The organism is Microbacterium sp. W1-4-2 (genome assembly GCF_058349885.2).
The window spans coordinates 4678-24775 of record NZ_JBYRJC020000001.1 but is presented as its reverse complement, the minus strand read 5'-3'; the positions used below and the strand labels follow the sequence as shown (position 1 = coordinate 24775).

20 protein-coding genes are annotated in these 20098 nt (G+C 71.8%); 12 read left to right on the top strand and 8 right to left on the bottom strand.

The genetic code is table 11. The features are described from left to right. Positions 1–31 precede the first annotated feature (31 nt). Genes AC3RX0_RS00115 through AC3RX0_RS00105 form a run of 3 tightly spaced genes read right to left on the bottom strand, consistent with a single transcriptional unit; the run spans position 32 to position 3548 of the window. Positions 32–1210, bottom strand: a complete 1179-nt coding sequence (locus AC3RX0_RS00115) for a glycosyltransferase (protein ID WP_491503918.1) — start codon at positions 1208–1210, stop codon at positions 32–34. Further along, on the bottom strand, positions 1207–2232 hold the full coding sequence (locus AC3RX0_RS00110; protein WP_491503917.1) for a glycosyltransferase family 4 protein: 1026 nt from the start codon (positions 2230–2232) through the stop codon (positions 1207–1209). Before AC3RX0_RS00110 ends, AC3RX0_RS00115 begins: the two co-directional genes overlap by 4 nt. After that, positions 2229–3548, bottom strand: coding sequence for an O-antigen ligase family protein (locus AC3RX0_RS00105; RefSeq protein WP_491503916.1), 1320 nt, complete (start codon positions 3546–3548; stop codon positions 2229–2231). The genes AC3RX0_RS00110 and AC3RX0_RS00105 overlap by 4 nt, the downstream gene beginning before the upstream one ends. Before the next feature lie 86 nt (positions 3549–3634). Here AC3RX0_RS00105 and AC3RX0_RS00100 point away from each other — a divergent pair, with 86 nt between their 5' ends. Further along, positions 3635–4777, top strand: coding sequence for a glycosyltransferase family 4 protein (locus tag AC3RX0_RS00100; RefSeq protein WP_491503915.1), 1143 nt, complete (start codon positions 3635–3637; stop codon positions 4775–4777). A gap of 9 nt (positions 4778–4786) precedes the next feature. On the opposite strand, the gene AC3RX0_RS00095 is transcribed toward AC3RX0_RS00100, so the two are convergent. The 3 genes from AC3RX0_RS00095 to AC3RX0_RS00085 are packed head-to-tail and all read right to left on the bottom strand — an operon-like array spanning position 4787 to position 8105. Next, positions 4787–5986: a glycosyltransferase family 4 protein gene (locus tag AC3RX0_RS00095; RefSeq protein WP_498165807.1), complete on the bottom strand. Its 1200-nt coding sequence runs from the start codon at positions 5984–5986 to the stop codon at positions 4787–4789. Positions 5987–5988: 2 nt separating this feature from the next. Next, positions 5989–6957 (bottom strand): glycosyltransferase family 2 protein, encoded by a 969-nt coding sequence (locus AC3RX0_RS00090; protein ID WP_491503913.1) that lies wholly within the window; start codon positions 6955–6957, stop codon positions 5989–5991. After that, positions 6954–8105 carry a glycosyltransferase family 4 protein gene (locus tag AC3RX0_RS00085; protein ID WP_491503912.1) on the bottom strand — a complete coding sequence of 384 codons (1152 nt, stop codon included), beginning with the start codon at positions 8103–8105 and terminating at the stop codon, positions 6954–6956. Before AC3RX0_RS00085 ends, AC3RX0_RS00090 begins: the two co-directional genes overlap by 4 nt. Before the next feature lie 113 nt (positions 8106–8218). On the opposite strand from AC3RX0_RS00085, the gene AC3RX0_RS00080 reads away from it, so the two are divergent. The 11 genes from AC3RX0_RS00080 (at position 8219) to AC3RX0_RS00030 (ending at position 19243) form a co-directional block, all read left to right on the top strand. Continuing rightward, on the top strand, positions 8219–9250 hold the full coding sequence (locus AC3RX0_RS00080; protein ID WP_491503911.1) for a glycosyltransferase family 4 protein: 1032 nt from the start codon (positions 8219–8221) through the stop codon (positions 9248–9250). A gap of 9 nt (positions 9251–9259) precedes the next feature. Further along, the gene (locus tag AC3RX0_RS00075; protein WP_491503910.1) at positions 9260–10474 is read left to right on the top strand and encodes an ABC transporter ATP-binding protein; all 1215 of its coding nucleotides are present in this window, start codon (positions 9260–9262) and stop codon (positions 10472–10474) included. A 1-nt stretch (position 10475) separates the two neighbouring features. Further along, positions 10476–11306, top strand: coding sequence for an ABC transporter permease (locus AC3RX0_RS00070; protein WP_491503909.1), 831 nt, complete (start codon positions 10476–10478; stop codon positions 11304–11306). After that, entirely contained in the window at positions 11306–12145 is an 840-nt protein-coding gene (locus AC3RX0_RS00065) for a hypothetical protein (protein WP_491503908.1), read from the top strand. Before AC3RX0_RS00070 ends, AC3RX0_RS00065 begins: the two co-directional genes overlap by 1 nt. Beyond that, complete coding sequence (locus tag AC3RX0_RS00060; protein WP_491503907.1) at positions 12142–13122, top strand: glycosyltransferase family 2 protein; 981 nt, start codon at positions 12142–12144, stop codon at positions 13120–13122. The genes AC3RX0_RS00065 and AC3RX0_RS00060 overlap by 4 nt, the downstream gene beginning before the upstream one ends. Next, positions 13103–14086, top strand: coding sequence for a glycosyltransferase family 2 protein (locus AC3RX0_RS00055; protein WP_491503906.1), 984 nt, complete (start codon positions 13103–13105; stop codon positions 14084–14086). The genes AC3RX0_RS00060 and AC3RX0_RS00055 overlap by 20 nt, the downstream gene beginning before the upstream one ends. A gap of 110 nt (positions 14087–14196) precedes the next feature. Further along, positions 14197–15546, top strand: a complete 1350-nt coding sequence (locus AC3RX0_RS00050) for a hypothetical protein (RefSeq protein WP_491503905.1) — start codon at positions 14197–14199, stop codon at positions 15544–15546. A gap of 122 nt (positions 15547–15668) precedes the next feature. Further along, positions 15669–16352: a hypothetical protein gene (locus AC3RX0_RS00045; protein WP_491503904.1), complete on the top strand. Its 684-nt coding sequence runs from the start codon at positions 15669–15671 to the stop codon at positions 16350–16352. Then, on the top strand, positions 16349–17176 hold the full coding sequence (locus AC3RX0_RS00040) for a polysaccharide deacetylase family protein (RefSeq protein ID WP_491503903.1): 828 nt from the start codon (positions 16349–16351) through the stop codon (positions 17174–17176). Before AC3RX0_RS00045 ends, AC3RX0_RS00040 begins: the two co-directional genes overlap by 4 nt. Then, on the top strand, positions 17173–18258 hold the full coding sequence (locus tag AC3RX0_RS00035; protein ID WP_491503902.1) for a glycosyltransferase WbsX family protein: 1086 nt from the start codon (positions 17173–17175) through the stop codon (positions 18256–18258). The genes AC3RX0_RS00040 and AC3RX0_RS00035 overlap by 4 nt, the downstream gene beginning before the upstream one ends. Beyond that, a complete protein-coding gene (locus tag AC3RX0_RS00030; protein ID WP_491503901.1) occupies positions 18245–19243 on the top strand; it encodes a glycosyltransferase family 2 protein in 999 nt (332 codons plus the stop codon). The genes AC3RX0_RS00035 and AC3RX0_RS00030 overlap by 14 nt, the downstream gene beginning before the upstream one ends. Before the next feature lie 15 nt (positions 19244–19258). Here AC3RX0_RS00030 and AC3RX0_RS00025 read toward each other — a convergent pair whose 3' ends face one another. Together AC3RX0_RS00025 and AC3RX0_RS00020 are read right to left on the bottom strand one after the other, a co-directional pair. Next, positions 19259–19858, bottom strand: a complete 600-nt coding sequence (locus tag AC3RX0_RS00025; RefSeq protein WP_491503900.1) for a LamG domain-containing protein — start codon at positions 19856–19858, stop codon at positions 19259–19261. Beyond that, a partial coding sequence (locus tag AC3RX0_RS00020) for a hypothetical protein (RefSeq protein ID WP_491503899.1) occupies positions 19851–20098 on the bottom strand: 248 nt, incomplete at its 5' end. The genes AC3RX0_RS00020 and AC3RX0_RS00025, both read right to left, overlap by 8 nt.

Genomic DNA, 20098 nt, shown 5'->3' with positions numbered 1-20098 from the left:
CCCCGTCAGTCGTCCATGGACAGTACGGCTATCACGATACGCGACGCTTCCTGCCCATCCGTGTCATCCCGTCGTGCCCGGCCATGCCCCCGCGGCGCACTGCGCGGATGATCTCGGCCATCTGCGCCACTCGCTCGGACCAGTCCGGAACGGCCACGTCGGCGGCTGGGCGCCACGGCGAGCGCACGACGGCCGCCAGGCGCTCGGGGAACTGCTCGGCGTCGACGATCTCGACGCCGGGCTCACCGGCAAGGTCCCGGAACCCTGCGACCGGAGTGCTCACGATGGGGCGGCCGGTGGCACGGTACTCGTACAGCTTGATCGGGTCGAGACTCTCGGTGAACGCCGTGACGGCGTGGGGGACGATCAGCGCATGCGCGTGCTGAAGGTAGGCGGGGACGGCCTCGTGGTCGCGCGCGCCGAGCACGCGCACGCCCGCGGCGCTGCGCAGCCGGTCGGAGTTCGCGGCGGACAGGGCGTCCGGGCCGACCAGCAGCACCTCGGCACCCACCGCGTCGAGACGCCGGCCGACACGGGTCACCAGCTCGACGTCCAGACGGTCCTCGTGCAGCGTCCCCACGTAAGCGGCGTACGGACGCGACCGCGCATCCGCCGGGCAGTCGGCGGGCGCGCGGTAGCGGTCGACGTCCACCGCGTTCGGGATGAGGACGGCGTCGGCGCGCACCCCTCTGCGCGACTCCAGCAGCGCGGGCGAGCACACCACGACCGCAGCGGCCCGGCCGAGGAGCAGTCGGTCGTTCGCGACGAGCCGGGCGTGTTCGCGCGGCGAGCGGCTCGCCGCCACCCAGTCGTCGGTCATGTCGTAGAGCGAGGGCCACCGCCCCGCCGTCGCGAACCGCGCCCAGTTGGGGTCGTTGACCCAGAGCACCGGGTCGTCGGCCGCGAAACGGCGCAGCGCGCGGCGCGCCGCACGGCGCAGGAGCGCATCGGCGAAGGGCCCGGTAACTCGCGGCAGCGTCTTGGTGGGCTGGAACAGTGCGAGCCTTCCGCCATAGCCTTCCGCGGTGCGAAGCCCCGCGCCGGCCCGAAGCCGACGGCCGTGCGCGAGGTCGTGCAGGAGGTCGCGCGCGGGCTCGACGAACAGCACCCGCAGAGTCTCCTCGACACGGAGCAGACCGTCGATCAGGTACTGGTTGCGGCGCCACACCGCGTCCCACGGCTCCAGCGAGAACACCACGAGCTGCGTCATCCCACGATCTCCCGGTACATCTCCACCGTTCGCTCGACCTGCCGCCGGACGGTGAAACGACCCCGTTGGGCGTCCCGCAGCCGATCGGCGTAGGCCAGCCTCGCCGAGTCGTCGCGCACCAGCCGATCGATCCACGCGGCGGCGCCCGCGACGTCGTCCGGCGCGAAGAGCGCCGCACCAGGCACCGACCCGACCGTCTCGCGATGGCCGCCGCCGTCGGCGGCGATGACCGGCAGAGCGTGCGCCATCGCCTCGAGCACCGACAGGCCGAGTCCCTCTCGCGGTGTGGGGGCGATGAACATGCCGGCATCCGACATCAACGAGCCCACATCGCCGCGCGCACCGAGAAAGCGGACCGTCGACGCGATGCCCAGCTGCGCGCACAGCGCTTCGAGGGCGGGGCGCTGCGATCCGTCCCCGGCGACGTCCATCCGCCATCCCAGCTGCGGCGCCGACGACGCCGCCCACGCGCGCAGCGCGATGTCGGTGTGCTTCTCGGGCTCGAGCCGCTGGGCGGCGAGCAGCACTTTCGCGCGCCCCGCAGCGGGCGCGTCCGCATCCTCGACGCCGGTGTGGATGACGGTCGCGGGCCCGTCCACGGACCGGGCGACGAAGTCCGAGATCGCGATCTGCGCCGCGAGCCCCCGACGGATCGGCGCCGCGAGGGCCCGCGACAGCCCGGTGGCGCCGCGGGGACTGCCGAAATGCCGAGTGCTGACGTGGGCGATCCCCCGGCGCGGCCCGCAGTACAGCATGCCCACGAGATCCGCCTCGGTCATGTGCGTGTTCACGATGTCGGGACGATCGGCGTGGGCCAGCGACCGCCACGCCTGTGCCACCGACGACCCCGGGAGCACCACCACGTCCCGTCCGGCGAGCTCTCTGCCCATGGCACTCGGATCGCCCCCGACGACGGTCACCCGGATCCCCTGCCCGCACATCGCCCGCGCTATCCCGGCGATGTACCGCTCGACCCCGGCGAACCCGTCGGAGCAGACGACGTGGACGACGTGGACGCTCATGCGACCCTCCGTCGGGGCGGCGCATGCGTGCTCGCACCGAGGCGGTTGTGGGCGGGCCTCCCATCCTTCATCAGCGCGCCGATGCAGATGCCCGCCACGATCCACAGGAGCGAGGCCTGCCCGGCCACCCAGTACAGGTCGAACTGCGCCTGCACGAAGCGCGACACCAGGACTGCTGCGCCCACCGTGCCGTAGGCAGGGTTGATCCGCCACAGCACCGCGAAGCCCACCAGGAACATCGCGATGAACCCGACCAGTCCCACCACGCCGGCCGACGTGAGCACCTCGAGTTCGGCATTGGGGGGCTGGAAGCCCGCGCCGAAGCGGCCGGTGTACCACCAGCGCAGACCGACGCCGAACCATGGCGAGGTCTGCCAGATGCTCACGGACTGGTCGTACCAGTCCAGCCGTTGGTAGGCGGAGTTGAATCGGTTGTCGGACGCGAGCTGATCGTCGACCAGTTGGATGACCCCGATGGCGATGGGGATGGCCGCCAGCCACGGGAGCTTCGGGAACCGGCCCGTGTCGGGGTTGCGGCGGATCGCGACGATGATCAGGCCGACAGCGAGGCCCACCATCGCCTGCCGGGACTGCGACGCGAGCACGCCCACGCCGCACACGACGATCGCCGTCCATGACCACACCGGCCGCAGCGAGTACCAGTGCGGCCGGCCGTACAGGATGATGATCGCCATCGACAGGGCGCCGCCGATCAGGTTCTTGTGGAGCTCGGGAAGGTAGACCGGTCCGAAGCTGCCGGTCTGTGCCAGCATCTCGGCGCCCACGACGATCGAGACGACGGCGATGCCGACGCAGCCCAGGATGTAGAGCCCGACCGCCAGCCGGGCCCGGCCCAGCCGGCCGATGGCGAACCCGACGACAAGGCTCCCCAGCACGAGCACGGCCTCGTGGGCCCACTCGATGATGTTCTGCGAATAGGGGTTCAGGATCGTCGTCGGCAGCGCGGCGGCCAGATACGCTGCGCCACCCCACAGCAGCGGCCCCAGGGACCGCATGTCGTGCCCGCGCATGAGGATCATTGCGACGACGGCCGCGACGGCCAGCACCACGTCCGACACGCTGAGCAGCCCGCCGACCCGGGTCATCACGAGCGTCGCGGGGACGGCGAGTGCGAGCAGCAGTGCGGAGTCGATGACGACCACCGCGACGGCGAGCACGCCGAAGGCGAACAGCAGCGCCAGCTGGCTGCCGGCGCCGCTGAGTACGCCGATGCCGACGGCAACCACGACGACGGCCACCACCGTGATCGCCGTGGCTCGCCCCTGAGTAGCGAAGACCGCCGCCCTTCCCCCCACGGAGTCAGTCTACGGTCGCACGCGGGTATCGTCCCTGCCGGCAGACCCGGGACGGTGCGCCGGAGTCCCTGCCCTACCATGTCGTCATGCGCATCGGGATGTCCGCTCACCGGTTCAACGACCAGGGCGGCATCGAACGCGCGTCATACGAACTCGCCCGCCGGCTGTCCGATCAGGGCGACGACGTCACGCTGATCGCCACCGGCGTCGATCCCGATCCGCCGCCGCCGCTGACGTGGCATCCGGTGTCGATGCCGCCGGTGCCCGCATTCCTGATCCCCGCCGTCTACCCCGGACGCGCGACGCGCTCGATCCCGCACGGCGCTTACGACATCCTGCACAATCAGGGCGGGTGCGCGCTGCGCCGGCAGGACGTCATCACCGCGCACAGCTGTCACCGCGCCTGGTGGAAGATGAAGTTCGCGCAGGGCGAGGGTGCCCGCGCGATCCTGAACCCGCACCACCGCGCGGTGCTGCACACCGAGCGGCTGAACTACCGGCCCGGGGCGTATACGCGGGTGATCGCCGTCTCGGCCGGCGTGGGCCGGGAGGTCACCGCGCATTACGGCGTGCCGCCCGAACGGATCCGGGTCATCCCGAACGCGGTCGACATCGCGCGCTTTCAGCCCCGCGACGCGCCGGAGCGCCGTGCCCGGGTGCGGGCGGCGCACGGGCTCGGACCCGACGACGTGGCGCTGCTGTGGGTCGGCAAGGAGTTCCGCCGCAAGGGCCTGGCGCCGCTGATCGAGGCGCTGCCCCAGCTGCCGGGCAACGCCAAGGTGCTCGTCGTCGGTGGCGACGATCCGCGCCCGCAACGGAGCCGCGCGCAACAGCTCGGGGTCGCCGATCGCGTCGTGTTCGCCGGGCACTCCTCGCGGGTCGAGGACTACTTCGCCGCCGGCGACGTGTTCGTGCTGCCGACCCTGTACGAGGCGTTCGCTCTGGTGACGCTCGAGGCCGCGGCGGCCGGGCTGCCGCTGGTGACCACACGCGTGAACGGCACAGAGGACTTCGTGGTCGACGGCGAGAACGGCCTGTTCGTCGAACGGGATGCCGCGTCCATCGCGCGTGCGGTACGGCCGCTGATCGAGGATGCGGCGCTGCGGGCGAGGATGGCGGATCGTGCGCAGCGGATGGTCGCCGGGTACACCTGGGATGCCGTGGCCCGTCGCACGCACGAGGTCTATCAGGAGGTGCTCGACGAGCGGGCCGGAGGAGCGGCATCCTGACGACTCGCGTCAGGAGAGTGAGTCCAGAATGTCGGCCAGCCGGCGCCATGACCACGACCAGTCCCGGCTGACGGCGCGCCGACGGGCCTGTGCGCCCAGGTGCGCACGCTCGGCGGGATCAGCAGCCAGGCGCGAGAGGATCGCCGCGAGCTCGTCGGGATGCTCGGGGTCGAACAGGATGCCGGCTTCTCCGAGGGCCTGCGGGATGCCGCCGCGGCGCGCCGCCACCACCGGCAGGCCCGTGGCCAGCCCCTCGCCGACGGTGAGGGTCAACGGCTCCTGCCAGCGGGACGGTACGACCAGGACGTCGGCCTGCCGCAGCAGCTGCGGCAGTCGTTCCCGGTCGACGAACGGCTGGAACCGCACCCGGCCGGGCACGGCGTCGGCGAGCTCGCGCAGGCTCTGCTCGTAGGGCGTCAGGGGCGCTGCGGCGTCGAAGCCGTAGCTGCCGACCACGACGTACTCGACGTCACGCGCATCGACGAGTGCGGCGGCCCGCAGCATGATGTCGGCACCCTTCTCGGGCGTCGTGCGGCCCACGAACATGACCCGCGGTGGACCGTCGGTCCTGCTCCCGGCCGGGGTGAACCGTTCGGTGTCGACGCCGTTGGGCACGGCGTGCACCCGGTCGTGCAGCCACGCCGGGATCCTTTCGCGCATCTGGGCGCTCAGCGCGTCGCTGACGCACACGATCGCGGCGACGTCGCCGAGCAGTCTGCCCGCCTCGCGCCGACTGTAGGTGCGCAGGATGTCGTTGTGCGCGTAGAGCACGACGCGGTGTCCGTCGACCAGGGCGGCGACGGCGGGTGCGTTGTGCGCCAGGACGATGCCCCGCGCACGCCCGCGCACCGCGTCGGCGGCGGGGCGGAAGTACCCCTCGGCCGCACGGCGACGGCCGCCCAGCCGCCCGCGTGCGGCGTCGATCGCGCGAGCGCGGCGATCCGGCGCGGGAACGCCCCGGTACTCCACCGCGGTCGCCGAGTCGTACCGCGGCCGGTACGTGTCCTGCTCGAGCACGACGTGGTGGTGGTACCGCGCATCTCCGACCGTGCGCGCACCCCGAGCCAGGCCGTCGACGACCGTGGGGATCGCCGAGCCGGTGCGCGCCGAGAAGTGGTCGCCCGGCGTGATCACGTGGTACAGCGGCACCGGTCGAACCGCTCCCGTGCACGCCGCGGCGTCGACTGATCGATCCCCCGCCGTCCCCATGGCTACATGCTAGGGGGCGCGTCACCGCCCCGGGTCTTCGCGTCGTCGCCGCCCCGGGTCACCGTTCGGCCGGCCGCGCGCCGCACGGTGCGGACGAGCCCTGTGCCGAGCCCCCGCGGCGCGACCCGGACCGCCCAGACCGCCTCGACGACGGCCCGCCCCGGCCGGCCGGCGGCCGGGGCGGCGCGCACCGTGCGCGCCGCCGCCCACCACGCGAATCGCTCGTTCTTGCGCATGCCGACCTCGAGCGCGGCGGCGAGCGCGATGTCGCCGCGTTCACGGGCGGCCGAGCGATGCAGCCGCAGCACGTCGTCGATCGCGCGGAACAGCGCCCGATGGCGACGGGTGGTGTTGTCGGGGTGGGCACGGTAGTCCACGAGCGCGTCGGGCACGAACGCGAACGGGCCGCGCTGGGCCAGCCGCAGGATCAGATCGAGGTCCTCGGCCAGCCGCAACACGGAGTGGAATCCGCCGACGGCCGCGAACGCGTCGGCACGGACGAGGATGTTCGGCAGGATGATGCCGGTGACCCGGCGGGCGACGTCCAGCCGATCGCGGACAGCGATCTGGTCGGCGTCGATCAGCACGTCGCCGGCCGCGTCGATCGTGCGCATGCCGCAGTAGGCGAGCACGGCCGTCGGCTGCGCCTGCAGCGCACCGACCGCGGCGCTGATGCGGTCCGGATGCCACCGGTCGTCGTCGTCGAGGAACGCGAGGTACTCGCCGCGCGACCGGGCGACCCCGACGTTGCGCGCCACTCCCGGTCCCGAGGCGTCGATGCGCACCACGCTCGCCCCGACCTCGGCGGCGGCCGCGGCGACCTCGCCGGGGACGGGCGACCCGTCGTCGACGACGACGATCTCGACGACCGGGTAGGTCTGCGCGGCGGCCGACGCCAGCGCCTCGTGCAGGAACGCGCCGCAGCGGTTCGTCGCCACGATGATGCTGACCCGGGGCTCGGCGCCGCTCACGACGCGACCCCGGCACGCACTGCCACGCCGAGCGCGGCGTAGACGTGTTCGTATCCATCTGCGACGGCGTTCCAGGTGAACGAGGCGCTGCGTGCCCGGCCCGCGGCGGCGATCGGCTGCAGCGCCTCGGCGTCGTCCACGACACGGGCCAGCACGGCGCCGAACACCTCGGCGTCGCCGACGTCGACGAGAAGTCCGTCGACGCCGTCGTCGATCAGGTCGGCCGGCCCCTCTTCTGTTCCGGCGATCACCGGGATGCCCGCGCGCCATCCCTCGAGCACGACGATCCCGAACGCCTCCACCCGGCTCGGCACGGCCAGGGCGAGCGCCCCCGCCGTCACCGACACGATCTGCCCTCGGTCCAAGCGGCCCGAGAACACGACCCGGTCCTCGAGCCCGAGCCGCGTGGCCAGCGCGGCGAGGTCGTCGTGCGCGGGTCCGTCCCCGGCGAGCACCACGCCGACGTCGTCAGGCAGCCCGGAACGGGCGACGGCGCGCAGCAGCAGGTCGAATCCCTTGGTGTGCACGAGGCGGCCGATCCCCAGCACATAACGACGGGGCAGGTCGGAGGGGAGGGGTGCCGGGGCCTCGGCGAGATCCACACCGTTGGCGACGATGGCCGCGCGCCCGGCGGCGAGCCCGAAACGCTGCACCAGATCGCGCTCGACGGACCGCGACACGCAGGTCACGGCATCCGCCCGCCGCAACGCGGCCCGCAGCGCCCGCCGCAGCAGCGCCGACGAGCCGAACACATCGTCGGCATCGCCCCGCGTCTCGCCGTGCCCGGTGATCACCAGACGACGCCGCCCCGCCAGCGCGAGCGCCCATACGCCGTTCGGGCCGAAGCACTGCACGTGCAGGATGGCCGGACGGTCGAGCGCGAGCGCGAGCGCCCAGCGCGCCGCGGCCACCGGCGCCCGCCACGCGAACGACAGCAGCGCCCGGGCCGAGCGCGCGGGCAGGGGGCACGGCAGGGCGCGCACGCGGATGCCGTCCACCCGATCGAGGGGACGCTCACCGTGGTCCACCGTCCACACGACGACGCTCAACCCGCGGTCGGCGAGGCGACGCGCGACGTGCCGCACGTGCTCTTCGACCCCGCCGACGTGCGGCAGGTAGGAGCTCGCGATGAGTGCGACGTCGACCATTTCCCCCGCTCTCGATAGAGTCTCACCGACGGTGGTGTGGGACCGCCGTCCGCATGGTGGGAGACGACGTGACGTTCAGTATCGCATTCGCGACGTCCGCGACCTCCGCACCCATGGGCCAGCAAGTCTACGAAGAAGAGCTCATCTCGCGCGCGGGCACCGTGCTCGGGCACGACGTGCGGGTGACGCGGACGATCTCGCGGTCGATGCGATCGCCGCTGCCGGGCACCGTGCGCCTGCCCGGCTGGCTGACCGCCCGCGCCCCCACCTCCGTCCGAAGGCTGATCGGTGCGGGACTGTACGGCGGCGCGGACGTCGTGCACCGGATGGGTCTCGGGCTGCCGCCGGCGCGCGTGCCCGAGATCATCACGGTGCACGACACGATCGCCTGGCGGTTCGACGACGAGACGGCGCCCGAGCCGTTCGTGGCGGCCGAGCTGCGAAGGGCGGCGGCCGTGGTCACCCCGTCCCAGTCGTCGGCGCAGGACATCGCCGACCTGTTCGGAGTGACCGACGTCCACGTCATCCCGAACGGTGTCGACCGTCGGTTCTTCGACGCCGCCCCGCTGACACCCCCGGCCCTCGCCGAGCTGGGCATCGACGCCCCGTTCGTGCTGCACATGGGCGGGGCGAGCCGCCGCAAGAACCTCGAGGGCCTGGCCGAGGCATGGCCGATGATCCACCGCGCGCACCCCGGCACGATCCTGGCTCTGTCGGGCCCCGAGCACCCCCGACGGACGGCGCTGTTCGCCGGCCTGGCCGGCACGCGACTGCTCGGGCGTCTGCCCGCCCCGCTGCTGCCGGGGCTGGTCGCCGCGGCCTCGGCGGTCGTGGTGCCGTCGCTGTACGAGGGCTTCGGCCTGCCGGCGCTGGAGGCGATGGCAGTGGGCACCCCGGTGGTCGCGGCCCGCACCAGTTCGCTGCCCGAGGTCGTCGGCGACGGCGGCACCCTCGTCGAGCCGACATCCGCCGACATCGCCGACGGCCTGATCTGGACCCTGTCACGCGACAGCGAGGTGCAGGAGCGGGTGCGGCGCGGCCGCGCCCGGGCCGACCGCTTCACCTGGGAGCGCAGCGCCGCAGCGCATGCCCAGCTGTGGCGCGGTGCCGCAGGACGCGGTGCCGTCACCGGGGATATCGGCTAGATTCATCTCGTGGGTGGAACGGGGAACTCCGCCGTATCAGTGTCGGGGCTGGGAAAGACATACCGACTCGGGGCGAACGGCGAACGACAGTCGACGGCTGCAGCGGCGGCCATACAGTGGCTTCGCAACACGGGGCGTCAGCGGTACACGCTGTTCGACGCGCTCGACGACATCTCGTTCGAGGTGTCGCCCGGCGAGGCGGTGGGCATCGTCGGACGCAACGGCGCCGGCAAGTCGACGCTGCTGAAGCTGCTGACCCGGGTCACCGCGCCCACGCGCGGCCGGATCGAACTGAACGGGCGACTCGGCTCGCTGCTCGAGGTCGGCACCGGATTCCACCCCGAGCTGACCGGGCAGGAGAACATCTACCTCAACGGCGCGATCCTGGGGATGAGCCGCGCCGAGATCCGCCGTCGCTACGACGAGATCGTCGCCTTCTCGGGCATCGAGAAGTTCCTGGCCACGCCGGTCAAGCGCTATTCGTCGGGCATGTACGTGCGGCTGGCGTTCTCGGTCGCCGCCCACCTCGACACCGAGATCCTCGCGATCGACGAGGTGCTGGCCGTCGGCGACGCCGAGTTCCAGCGCCGCTCGCTCGCCAAGATGCGCGAGGCCGCGCAGGGCGGCCGCACGGTGCTCTACGTCAGCCACCAGCTGCAGACGGTGCAGGCGCTGTGCACGTCGGCGATGCTGCTGGACCGCGGTCACCTGATGTACTCGGGCACCGTCGAGGGCACGCTCGAGGCGTACCGCAACAGCTACGAGAGCTTCGCGGTCGCGCAGGGCGATCCCGACAACCGGGCCGGCAACGGTCGCCTGCGCCTGCAGACGGTGTCGATGGAGGACGAGTTCCTCAAGTCCGGCGACGATGTCGTGGTCGACTTCACCGCGCCGGCGTCCAAGGATCTGATCGGCACGTACTTCGTCTCTGCGCACATCAACAACGACCAGGGGTCGGTGATCGCGCAGTGCGACTCGCGCCTGGTCGGCAAGTGGTTCGATCCCGGGCAGGCGCAGTCGGGTCGCCTCATCATCCGCGACCTGTGGCTCAAGCCCGGTCAGTACACCGTCGACGTGTACGTGTGTCAGGCCGGGGTCCTCGACGCGTGGGAGGGCGCGTGGCAGTTCGAGGTGCTGCCCGACCTGCCCTATCCCGAGTTCACCGAGTCGTCGGGCACCGAAAAGGGGCTCGTGTTCGTCAACTTCGACTACGAGGGGGTGTGACGTGACCGACGAGATCGAACACATCGTCATCACCCCGCCGGGCCGGCTGAACATGCCGCCGTGGCGCGAGGTCTGGCGGGCGCGCGAGGTGGCGGTGCGCCTGGCCCAGCGCGACATCATCGTGCGATACCGCCAGACGATCTTCGGGTTCTCGTGGGTCATCCTGCAGCCGCTGGTCACGGCCGGCATCTTCACGATCGTCTTCGGCGTCATCGCCGGGCTGTCGACGGGCGGTGTGCCCACGTTCGTGTTCACGCTGTCGGCCATGCTCGCCTGGAACCTGTTCAACGGCGCCCTCGGCCGTGCGTCGTCGTCGATGGTGAGCAACCAGGCGCTCGTGCAGAAGGTCTTCTTCCCCCGCGTGCTGGTGCCGATCTCGAGCATCGCGTCGGTCGCCGTGGACTTCGTCGTCGGCTTCGTGCTGCTGGTGATCCTGCTGTTCGTCTTCGGGCTGAACCCGGGCTGGGCCGTGCTGCTGGTGCCGGTCTGGGTGGTGCTCATCCTGCTGCTGGGTCTCGGGTTCGGGCTCATGGCGGCCGCCTACCTCGTGAAGTACCGCGACGTCGGCTACGTCCTGCCATGGGTGCTGCAGGTGCTGATGTACGCCAGCCCCCTGGCCTACGCACTGTCGGCGGTCCCGCAGGGGCTGCGCTGGCTGTTCGAGATCAACCCGGTGACCTGGTTCCTCGAGGCCTTCCGGTGGTCGACCCTGGGCACGCCCATGCCGCCGGGGTGGCAGATCCTCGCGATCGTGGTGGCGGCACCGGTCGTGTTCTTCCTCGGTCTGCTGGTCTTCCAGAAGAACGAGCGCGAGTTCGCGGATTACATCTGATGCGCGTCTCCGCCTATGTCCTGGTCGCCGACCCCGCCTACCTCCGCGAGAGCATCCTCGCCTACTACCACCGGGTCGACGAGATCGTGCTGTCGTACGACGACACCGCCACGTCGTGGACGGGCACGCCGCTGCCGGTCGCCGAATGCCTCGCGGTCCTCGCGGCGCTCGACGTCGACGGCAAGTGCCGGCACCTGCCCGGCCGGTACGCCCAGGTCAAGGACCATCCGCTGGAGTGCGAGACGCTGCAACGACAGGACGCGCTGGATGCGGCATCCGACCGCGCCGACTGGGTGCTCCAGCTCGACACCGACGAGGTGATGCTCGACGCGGACGCGTTCTTCGCCGCGCTCGAGCGGGCCGACCGTACGGACGCGGCGGGGCTGCACTACCCGTCGCGCTGGCTGTACTCGGATGCCGGCGGCGACCTCTTCCTCGAATCGAGCACCCGGTTCTGGCGTGCGCGCGCGAGCTACCCCGGGCCGCTGGCGCTGCGGGCCGGCACGCGGCTGGCGCACGCGCGACAGGCCGACGTCCCGCTGCACCGGGTCGACTTCCGACCCTGGAACACGGATCCCGCCCATCCCCACACGACCCCGGTGCACGCCGTGGTGGCGCCGTCGGCGGGGGTCGCGCACTACTCGTGGGTGCGCGACGACGAGACGATGCGACGCAAGTTCGGCTGGTCGGGGCACGCCGAGGCGTACTCCCGGCCGGAGGTCTACCGCCGGTGGGCGAGTCGCCGGCGCAGGCCGCTGAGCACCGTGCTGGCGACCCCGGTCCGCCGGGAGGACTGGTTCCGGCTGGCGCGGATTCCGACCTCGCGAGGTGCCGCATGAGCCTGCGGGTGAGCGTCGTCGTCGCCACGTACGGCCGCCCCGACCACGTGCGCACGTGTCTGACCCGGCTGGGCGAACTGGCCACCCCGCCGCTCGAGGTCGTGGTCGTCGACGGGTCGCCGGATCGACGCACGAAGGATGTCGTCGCACAGTTCCCGGGTGTCGTGTACCTGCGCAACGATCTCGGCCGCGGCACGACGCCGGAGTCGCGGCAGATCGGGTTCGCCGCCACCCGGGGCGAGGTGATCGCGTTCGTGGACGACGACGCGTTCGTCGAGCAGGACTGGCTCGACGAGCTCGTCGCCGCATACGAGGACCCGGATGTCGTCGGGGTCGGCGGCCGGGCGCTGAACGGCATCGACGGCGAGCAGACGCGCGGCGTCGACGAGATCGGCCGGCTGCTGCCGGACGGCCGGCTGACCGGCAACTTCGCGGCCGACCCGGGCCGGATCGTCGACGTCGACCATCTGCTCGGCGCCAACATGTCATTCCGCCGGTCCGCGATCGACGCCGTCGGCGGCATTCGCGGCAACTACCCGGGGACGTGCCTGTGCGAGGAGTCCGACATCGCGCTGCGCCTCGGGCACGCCGGCGGCCGGCTCGTCTTCGCGCCGCGGGCGCTGGCGTTCCACGCGGGGGCGCCGTACGGGATCGGCGGCAAGCGGTTCGACCGCCGCTGGCTGTACTACTCGCGCCGCAACCACATCGTGATGCTGGCCCGCGTCTTCGGCTGGTCCGACGCACGCATCCGCCGGTACGCGGGCGTCGCGCTGCGTGAGCAGTCCGCGTACCTGCGGCTGGCCGGGCAGCGGCTGCTCGGCCGCGATCCCGAGCAGCCGGACGGCTCGCTGCGCTCGCGGGCGCGGTTCGTAGGGTCGCTGGCACGGTCCGCGGCCGAGGTGGCGGGGCTCACCGCCGGCTTCCCGGCGGCGTTCGTCGCCCGACGGCGGGATCGACGTGGCACCGGCTCGCGCTGAGGGGCCATCGGTCGGCATCGTCGTGGCGCCGCGCGCCGGGCACGACGCGACCGCGTGCGTGCAGGCGCTGGTCGCCCAGGCCCGCGCGCTCGATGAGATCGTCGTCGTGTGCGCCGGCTCCCCCGCCGGCAGCGTCCCGCGACCGGCGCGCGCGAGTGCGCGGGTGCGCGTCCTGCCCGCGCCCGCCGGCGCGACGGTGACGCAGCGCCGGGCCCTCGGCGCGCGGGCGACGACGGGCGACGTGGTCGCGTTCGTCGAAGACGACCTGACGGTAGATCCCGGCTGGCTCGCCGCGCTGCGCGCCGCCTACGCCGACCCTGACGTGGCCGCCGTCTGCGGCCCCGTCCACGACGGGCACGGCACGGTCGCACACCGTCCCACGAACGAGATCGGGCGAATGCTCGCCGACGGTCGGCTCACCGGCGCGTTCGACGTCGACCCCGGGCACCCCGTCGACGTCGACGTGATGCCGTCCGCCAACTACTCCGTCCGCCGCACGACGCTCGAGTCCGTGGGCGGCATCGACCCGCGACTGCCCGACGCCGGACGCTACGCCGACGTGGACGTGGCGGTGCGCCTGCGGCTGACCGGCGCACGGCTCGTGTACGTCCCGGGCGCGGCCGGCGCCCGGCCGGCACCGCCGCACCGGCGGCGCACGCTTCGCGAGCTGTACCTTCGCCGACGCAGCCACGCGACCGTGCTCTTCGCGCGCCTCGGCGTCGGCGACAGCACGGCGCGGTACTTCGTCGCCCGTGCCGTGCGCGACCAGCGACTCCGGCTTCGCGAGTCGGTCGTGCTGATGGCACCGTACCGGGACCGGGCCGACGGCTCCCGCCGCCCGTGGCGTCGGCGACTGGACGCGCCGATGCCGATGGCGCTGGCCGTCGCCGAGATCGCAGGGGTCCTGCGCGGGGCGGTGACGGGGATCGGCTGGAGGTTGTCTGAGAGGCATCGGAACAGCTGACAGGAGCCGATATCTCTGCCAGAATGGAGGCAACTCCGCAACAGACGACTGCTGGGGACATGTCAGGGGACATGGTGCACGCGTCGTTGCGGTGGACTGGGGAGATCAGCATGTCGTGGAATCACGATGCGAGCAGCGCGCTCGCAACCGACCGGCGTGTCGCGGTGGAGAAGTTCATACCCTCCGCCGCGGGATACGGATGGGATTCGGAGCGTGGGGCGTTCCGGCACCAATACGACCGGGACCTGCAGCTGTTCGTGATCTGGGAGAAAGCGCGCCCGCACGAGGACCGCATCCTGGAGATGATCGAGCAGGAGTTCCGCGTCCTCGCACGGTTCGAGGTGCACTGGAGCGCCGAGCGCATGGTGAACGACTTCGAGCGGCTGTATGCCACCGGTGTCGGCCTGGGGTCCGGCAAGGAAGAGGATGCCGGGACCGGTCCGTTCCTGTTGGTCGTCATCGAAGATCCCGACCCGGTGTATCAGTACCGGCAGAACGTCTCGGGGTTCGTCGAACTGACCAACATCCGCATGGCGCGCGTGAAGCGTGCCGCGCGGCAGCTGGCCGGCGGCTACACCGTGCACTCGAGCAACGGCCTGGACGAGTTCTTCCGCGATGCCACCCTGATCCTCGGCCCCCGGCGTCTCGACGAGGTGCTGGCGCGATCCGGCGAGGCCGACCCCGATGCCGTCGAGCATCTCGCCGACGACCTGGTGGGCGCCGAGGGCTGGGCCGACCTGGACGAGCTCGTCGCCGTCCTGCGCCGGTCCAGCGAGTATCTGGTGATGCGCAGCTTCGCCGACCTGCCCGAGGTGCTCGGCACAGACCCCGAGATCGATGTGCTGGCGCGCAGCCGAGACGACTTCGCGGCGATCGTGGGGGCCGCCGGCGCGCCGTCCGAGTCGGCGGCGACCGCGCTGGTCGGCGGCGTTCCCGTGGTCTTCGACATCCGAGAGGTCGGCGACGGCTACTTCGACAGACGCTGGCAGGAGCGGATGCTGCAGCGGCGCGTGATCGCGCGCGATGCCGTCGCCCGTCCTCGCATCGACGATCACTTCTTCTCGCTGCTGTATCACGTCAAGATCCAGAAGCTGCAGATCAAGCCGTCCCATGCCGCGCTGCTGCCGCGCCTGGCCGCGCAGCTCGATCTGCCTGCCGAGCTGCGCGCGCGCATCACCGACGACGACGTGGCCGAGTCGCTGCTGGACGGATATCTCAGCGCCCACGGCTACGGCGTTCCGCAGCCGGTCGACCGCGAGGTCGAGCGCAACGAGGCCTTCACTGCACGATTGCGCATGACGACGGTCGAACCGTCCGTCGAGGAGGTCGTGCGCGCATGGGTGTGGTCCCGCATGCGCCATTCCCGCGTCGGGTCGCGCGCCGCACAGTCCGACGGTCTGCGCGCCGTGGTGCGACGGCTGAGAGGGCTGCGCCGGACGAGGACGGGGGTCGGTCGATGACGAACGGCACACCTGAGACCTCGCCCCGGACGGTCGGAGATGCCGGCGGCGGCTTCGTACCGCCCGATCGACCGCTCGCCCCGCTCGGGCGAGCGCAGCGCGAACGCGCGGGGCGCACACCGATGAGCAGACTGCGCGGCCGCGTCGCGGTCATGCGGCGCTACGGCGTGCCGTTCCTGTGCGAGTTCGTCGGCGATCGCGAGACGAACGCCACGGTATTCCTCACCCGAGGCGGTCGCGCCCTGGTGGGCAAGTACTTCGTGGACAGCCCCGCAGCGCGGCTCGAAGCGGAGGCGGAGCGCATGAGCTGGGAGATGTTCCGCGACCGCTCCTGGCGCATGCCTCTCGTGCGTGCGGACGACCGGCGGATCCTCGCGCCGCGCCTGCCGGACCACGATCGCCTGGACGTCCGCGCCCGTGGGATGAGCCGCGACGGGGTCGTCGGCCTCGGGGCGTGGGCCATCGATGTTCTGCTCGAGATCTATCTCGCGGGCTACCTGCACGGCGACTTCCAACCGCACAACCTGTGGTTCATCGGGGATCGCCCGGTGGCCACGGATTGGGCTACCTTCGCGCCTCGGACGCGCGGCATCCCGTTCCTCGAGTCCGCGGACGTGTCCGGATATGATCCGGCCTACGATCGTCGTTTCGATGCGGCATTCGACCCCGACGACCCCTGGTCGTTCCAGTGTGCTCTGGGCGTGGGCTTCGACGAGTGCGCCGCCGTGCTGCGGGACCGGCTGCGGGTCGCGGTCGACCGGCGATCGACACGCAAGCTCGCCGCGCTCGAGGGAGCTGTGCGATGAAGCCGTCGCGCACCGGCCCGGGCCGCATGTTCGCGGCGGCCAGACTCGTCCCGCGGCGCGTCATCGAGTCGGCAGATCCACCCGCCGGTTCGTTCCGCGCGCATGCCGTCGGTCGAGGACGTATCCCCGCGCCTCTGCTGCGCGACTTCGGCATCTACTGCGTCGACACCACCACACGCACCCTCGCCCTGACGTATGACGACGGCCCGGATCCCGCTTCCACGCCACGAGTGCTCGACGTCCTCGCCGAGAACGGTGCGACCGCCACGTTCTTCGTGCTCGCCGAATCCGTCACCCGGTACCCTTCGATCGTGCGGCGTATCGCCGCCGAGGGTCACGAGGTGGCGCTGCACGGGCGTGGCCATCGCTCGCTGCTGACCATGCGGACATCGCAGGCCTCCCGCATGATCGCCGCGGCGCGCGCCGTCGTCGAGAATGTGGCGGAAGAGCCGGTGGCCCTCTACCGGCCGCCCTACGGGGAGCACACCATGGCACAGGGGTGCGCAGTGCGCAGGCTCGGCCTTCGGATGGTGATCTGGTCGGGCCATGCGCAGGACTGGGTCGACGACGATCCCCGCAAGGTCGCGGATCGCGCGCTCGCGAGTGTGTTCCCCGGTGCGGTCATCCTGCTGCACGACAGCCGCGCCGACCCCGAGAACGTCGAGCCGGGAGAGCGCCTTCCCGACTTCGACCGCGGTGCAGTCCTCGAACGCATCCTGCATTCGACGCGTGCGCGCGGCTATCGGACGGCGACCGTGTCCGAACTCATGAAGCAGTACCCGATCGTCCACAGCATGGCACGAGAGAGGATGGTCCGACCATGACCTCGACCGCACAGGCCCGGGCGATCGCGTTCTACCTCCCCCAATACCACCCGATCCCCGAGAACGACGAGTGGTGGGGACCCGGGTTCACCGAGTGGACGAACGTCACCCGGGCGCGCCGGCTGTTCCCCGGCCACAACCAGCCGCACCTGCCCGCCGATCTCGGCTTCTACGATCTGCGTCTGGCCGAGACACGCGAAGCCCAGGCAGCACTGGCCGCGGAGTACGGGGTCGCCGCCTTCTGCTACTGGCACTATTGGTTCGGCGACGGCGTGCGCATCCTCGAACGGCCCTTCGCCGAGGTGCTCGCCGCCGGCAGCCCCTCCCTGCCGTTCTGCCTGGGCTGGGCGAATGAGACGTGGTCAGGCATCTGGCACGGCGCCCCTGGACGCATCCTGCGCGAGCAGCGATATCTCGGAGACGAGGACGACCAGCGGCACTTCGACGCGATCCTGTCGGCCTTCCGCGACGAGCGGTACTTCCGGGTGAACGGCAAGCCCGTGTTCTACGTGTACCGGCCGCATCTGCTGCCCGACGCGCGGGCGTTCGTCGACCGCTGGCAGCAGATGGCGCGCGCGGCGGGGCTGGACGGCATGTACCTGGTCGCCGAGGTGACGGACAGCTTCGGGCGGTGGATGCCGTACACCACTGCCATCGAGGACGGATTCGACGCGGGCGTCCACATGCAGCATCCCGCCGACGTCACCGGCCTGCGCGGTCAGGCGATGCGCGTGCGGCGCAAGCTGCGCCAGCTGGAGATCTACCCGTACTCCACTCGCCCCGGCCTGTGGGACAAGGTGCGCGCCAACCCCGGGTGGCAGCCGGCCGTGCTTCCGAACTGGGACTCCACTCCCCGTTCGAACCGGCGCGGCTTCGTCCTGACCGGGTCGCGTCCGGATCGGTTCGCCGAGAACGTCGCCGCCGCGGTGCGGACGCTGCGGGACCGTCCTGAGCAGGAACGGCTGCTCTGGGTGAAGTCGTGGAACGAGTGGGCCGAAGGCAACTATCTCGAGCCGGATCAGGAATTCGGTCGGGGATGGCTTGAGGCCTTGCGCAAGGGGCTGACCGGTGACGGCGGATGACCTGGGCCGTCAGGCGCTGGAGCCGGTCGCGCCCACGGCATCCGTAATCATCCCCGCCTACAACGCCGCGTCGACCCTGGCCGAGCAGTTGCAGGCGCTGTCCCGGCAGGACACCGTCGCCGCGTTCGAGGTCCTCGTCTGCGACAACGGCTCGGTCGACGGCACGGTCCCACTCGTCCGAGAGTGGTGTGAGCGGATGCCGCAGCTGCGGCTGGTCGACGCGTCAGAGCGCCGCGGCGCCTCCGCCGCGCGCAACTGCGGCGCGTCGTCGGCCGCAAGCGCCGTGCTGCTGTTCTGCGACGCCGACGACGTCGTGGACGAGGCGTGGGTGCGGCTGATGGCCGAGGCGGTGGCCGAGCACGGCTTCGTCGCCGGCTTGATGGAGCACGCGCTGCTGAACCCTCGGGCGGCATGGGACGGCGGATGGGTCGAGCCGACGTACCGGGAGGGCTTCCTGCCCTGGCTGGCGGCGGCCGGGTCGGGCAACATGGGCGTGCGCGCCGACATCTTCTGGTCGGTGAACGGCTTCGACGAGTCTCGGCCGAGCGGTGAAGATGCGGATCTGAGCTGGCGACTGCAGCTGGCGGGGCACGACCTGCACTCGGTGTGGGATGCGGTCGTGCACGTCCGAAAGCGCGAAGGCGTCCGCGCGACGTTCCGCCAAGGCTTCATGAAGGGTGTCGCCGTCCATCAGCTCGAGCGCGACTACGGCCTCGTCGTCCAGGCGTACCGAGACGCCGACACCGCCCGGGAAGCCGAGATCGCCGGCCCCTCGCCGAACGCGGCGGCCGCCGCGGCGCCCCGCACGCACCGATCCGGACGTCTGGCGCGGATGCCGCGGCGCGCGCTGCGCATCGTGCGGCAGCCGTCGCAGCTGATGCGCGAATGGGGACAGGTCGCGTCCTGGTTGGGGTTGCGTTTCGGGCGGATCGACCGGACGCGGCCTCGGATCGGCCCGGACGGCAGTCTGCCGCCCGTCGGCTGACACGGCGCGTACCGGTCACCCCGCAGCGAGGGTGGCGATCTCGGATGCGCTCAGGGCCCGGTCGTACACGCGGACGTCGTCGAGCGCGCCGAGGAACGGATACCCGCCCGACGGCTGATCGCCCATGACCAGCGGGCCCGAGTTCGTGCCGATCGAGGCGGGGCCGGGGGCGGACACGACGGCGACGCCGTTCACGTACAGGGTCATGGTGGTGCCGTCGTACACGCCTGCCAGATGCACCCAGGTCGACCCGTTCGCGGCGATCGGCGAGGGGCCGTTGACGCGATAGGTGTTGCCCGAGGACGCCTGGTTCAGGCGGAAGAACGGCTTGCCCGTATCGGCCAGCGACAGCTCGTACCCGTTGGTGGCGTCGATGTCGGCCTTCTTCACCAGATACTGCGTACCGGTCGAGCCGCTGCGCACCCAGGCGGCGACCGTCAGCGCATGGGTGATGTCCAGCGACGTGCTGTCAGCCACCGTGACGCGGCCGGTGGTGCCGTTGAACGACAGGGCCCCGCCGATCTTTCCGGTCACGTGCGTGACCCCACCCGAGATGGTGCCGGTGTTGCCCGAGCCCGAGGCATCCGTGACGACCGTCCCCGACGTCTCATCCATGGGCCACAGTCCGACGCTGCCGGACAGCGTGGGCGTGGGGGTCGGCGTCGGCGTAGGGGTTGGCGTAGGAGTCGGCGTCGGCGTAGGAGTCGGCGTCGGCGTAGGAGTCGGCGTCGGCGTAGGAGTCGGCGACGGCGAAGGCGACGGCGAAGGCGACGGCGACGGCGACGGCGAAGGCGACGGCGACGGCGACGGCGAAGGCGACGGCGACGGCGACGGCGAAGGCGACGGCGACGGCGA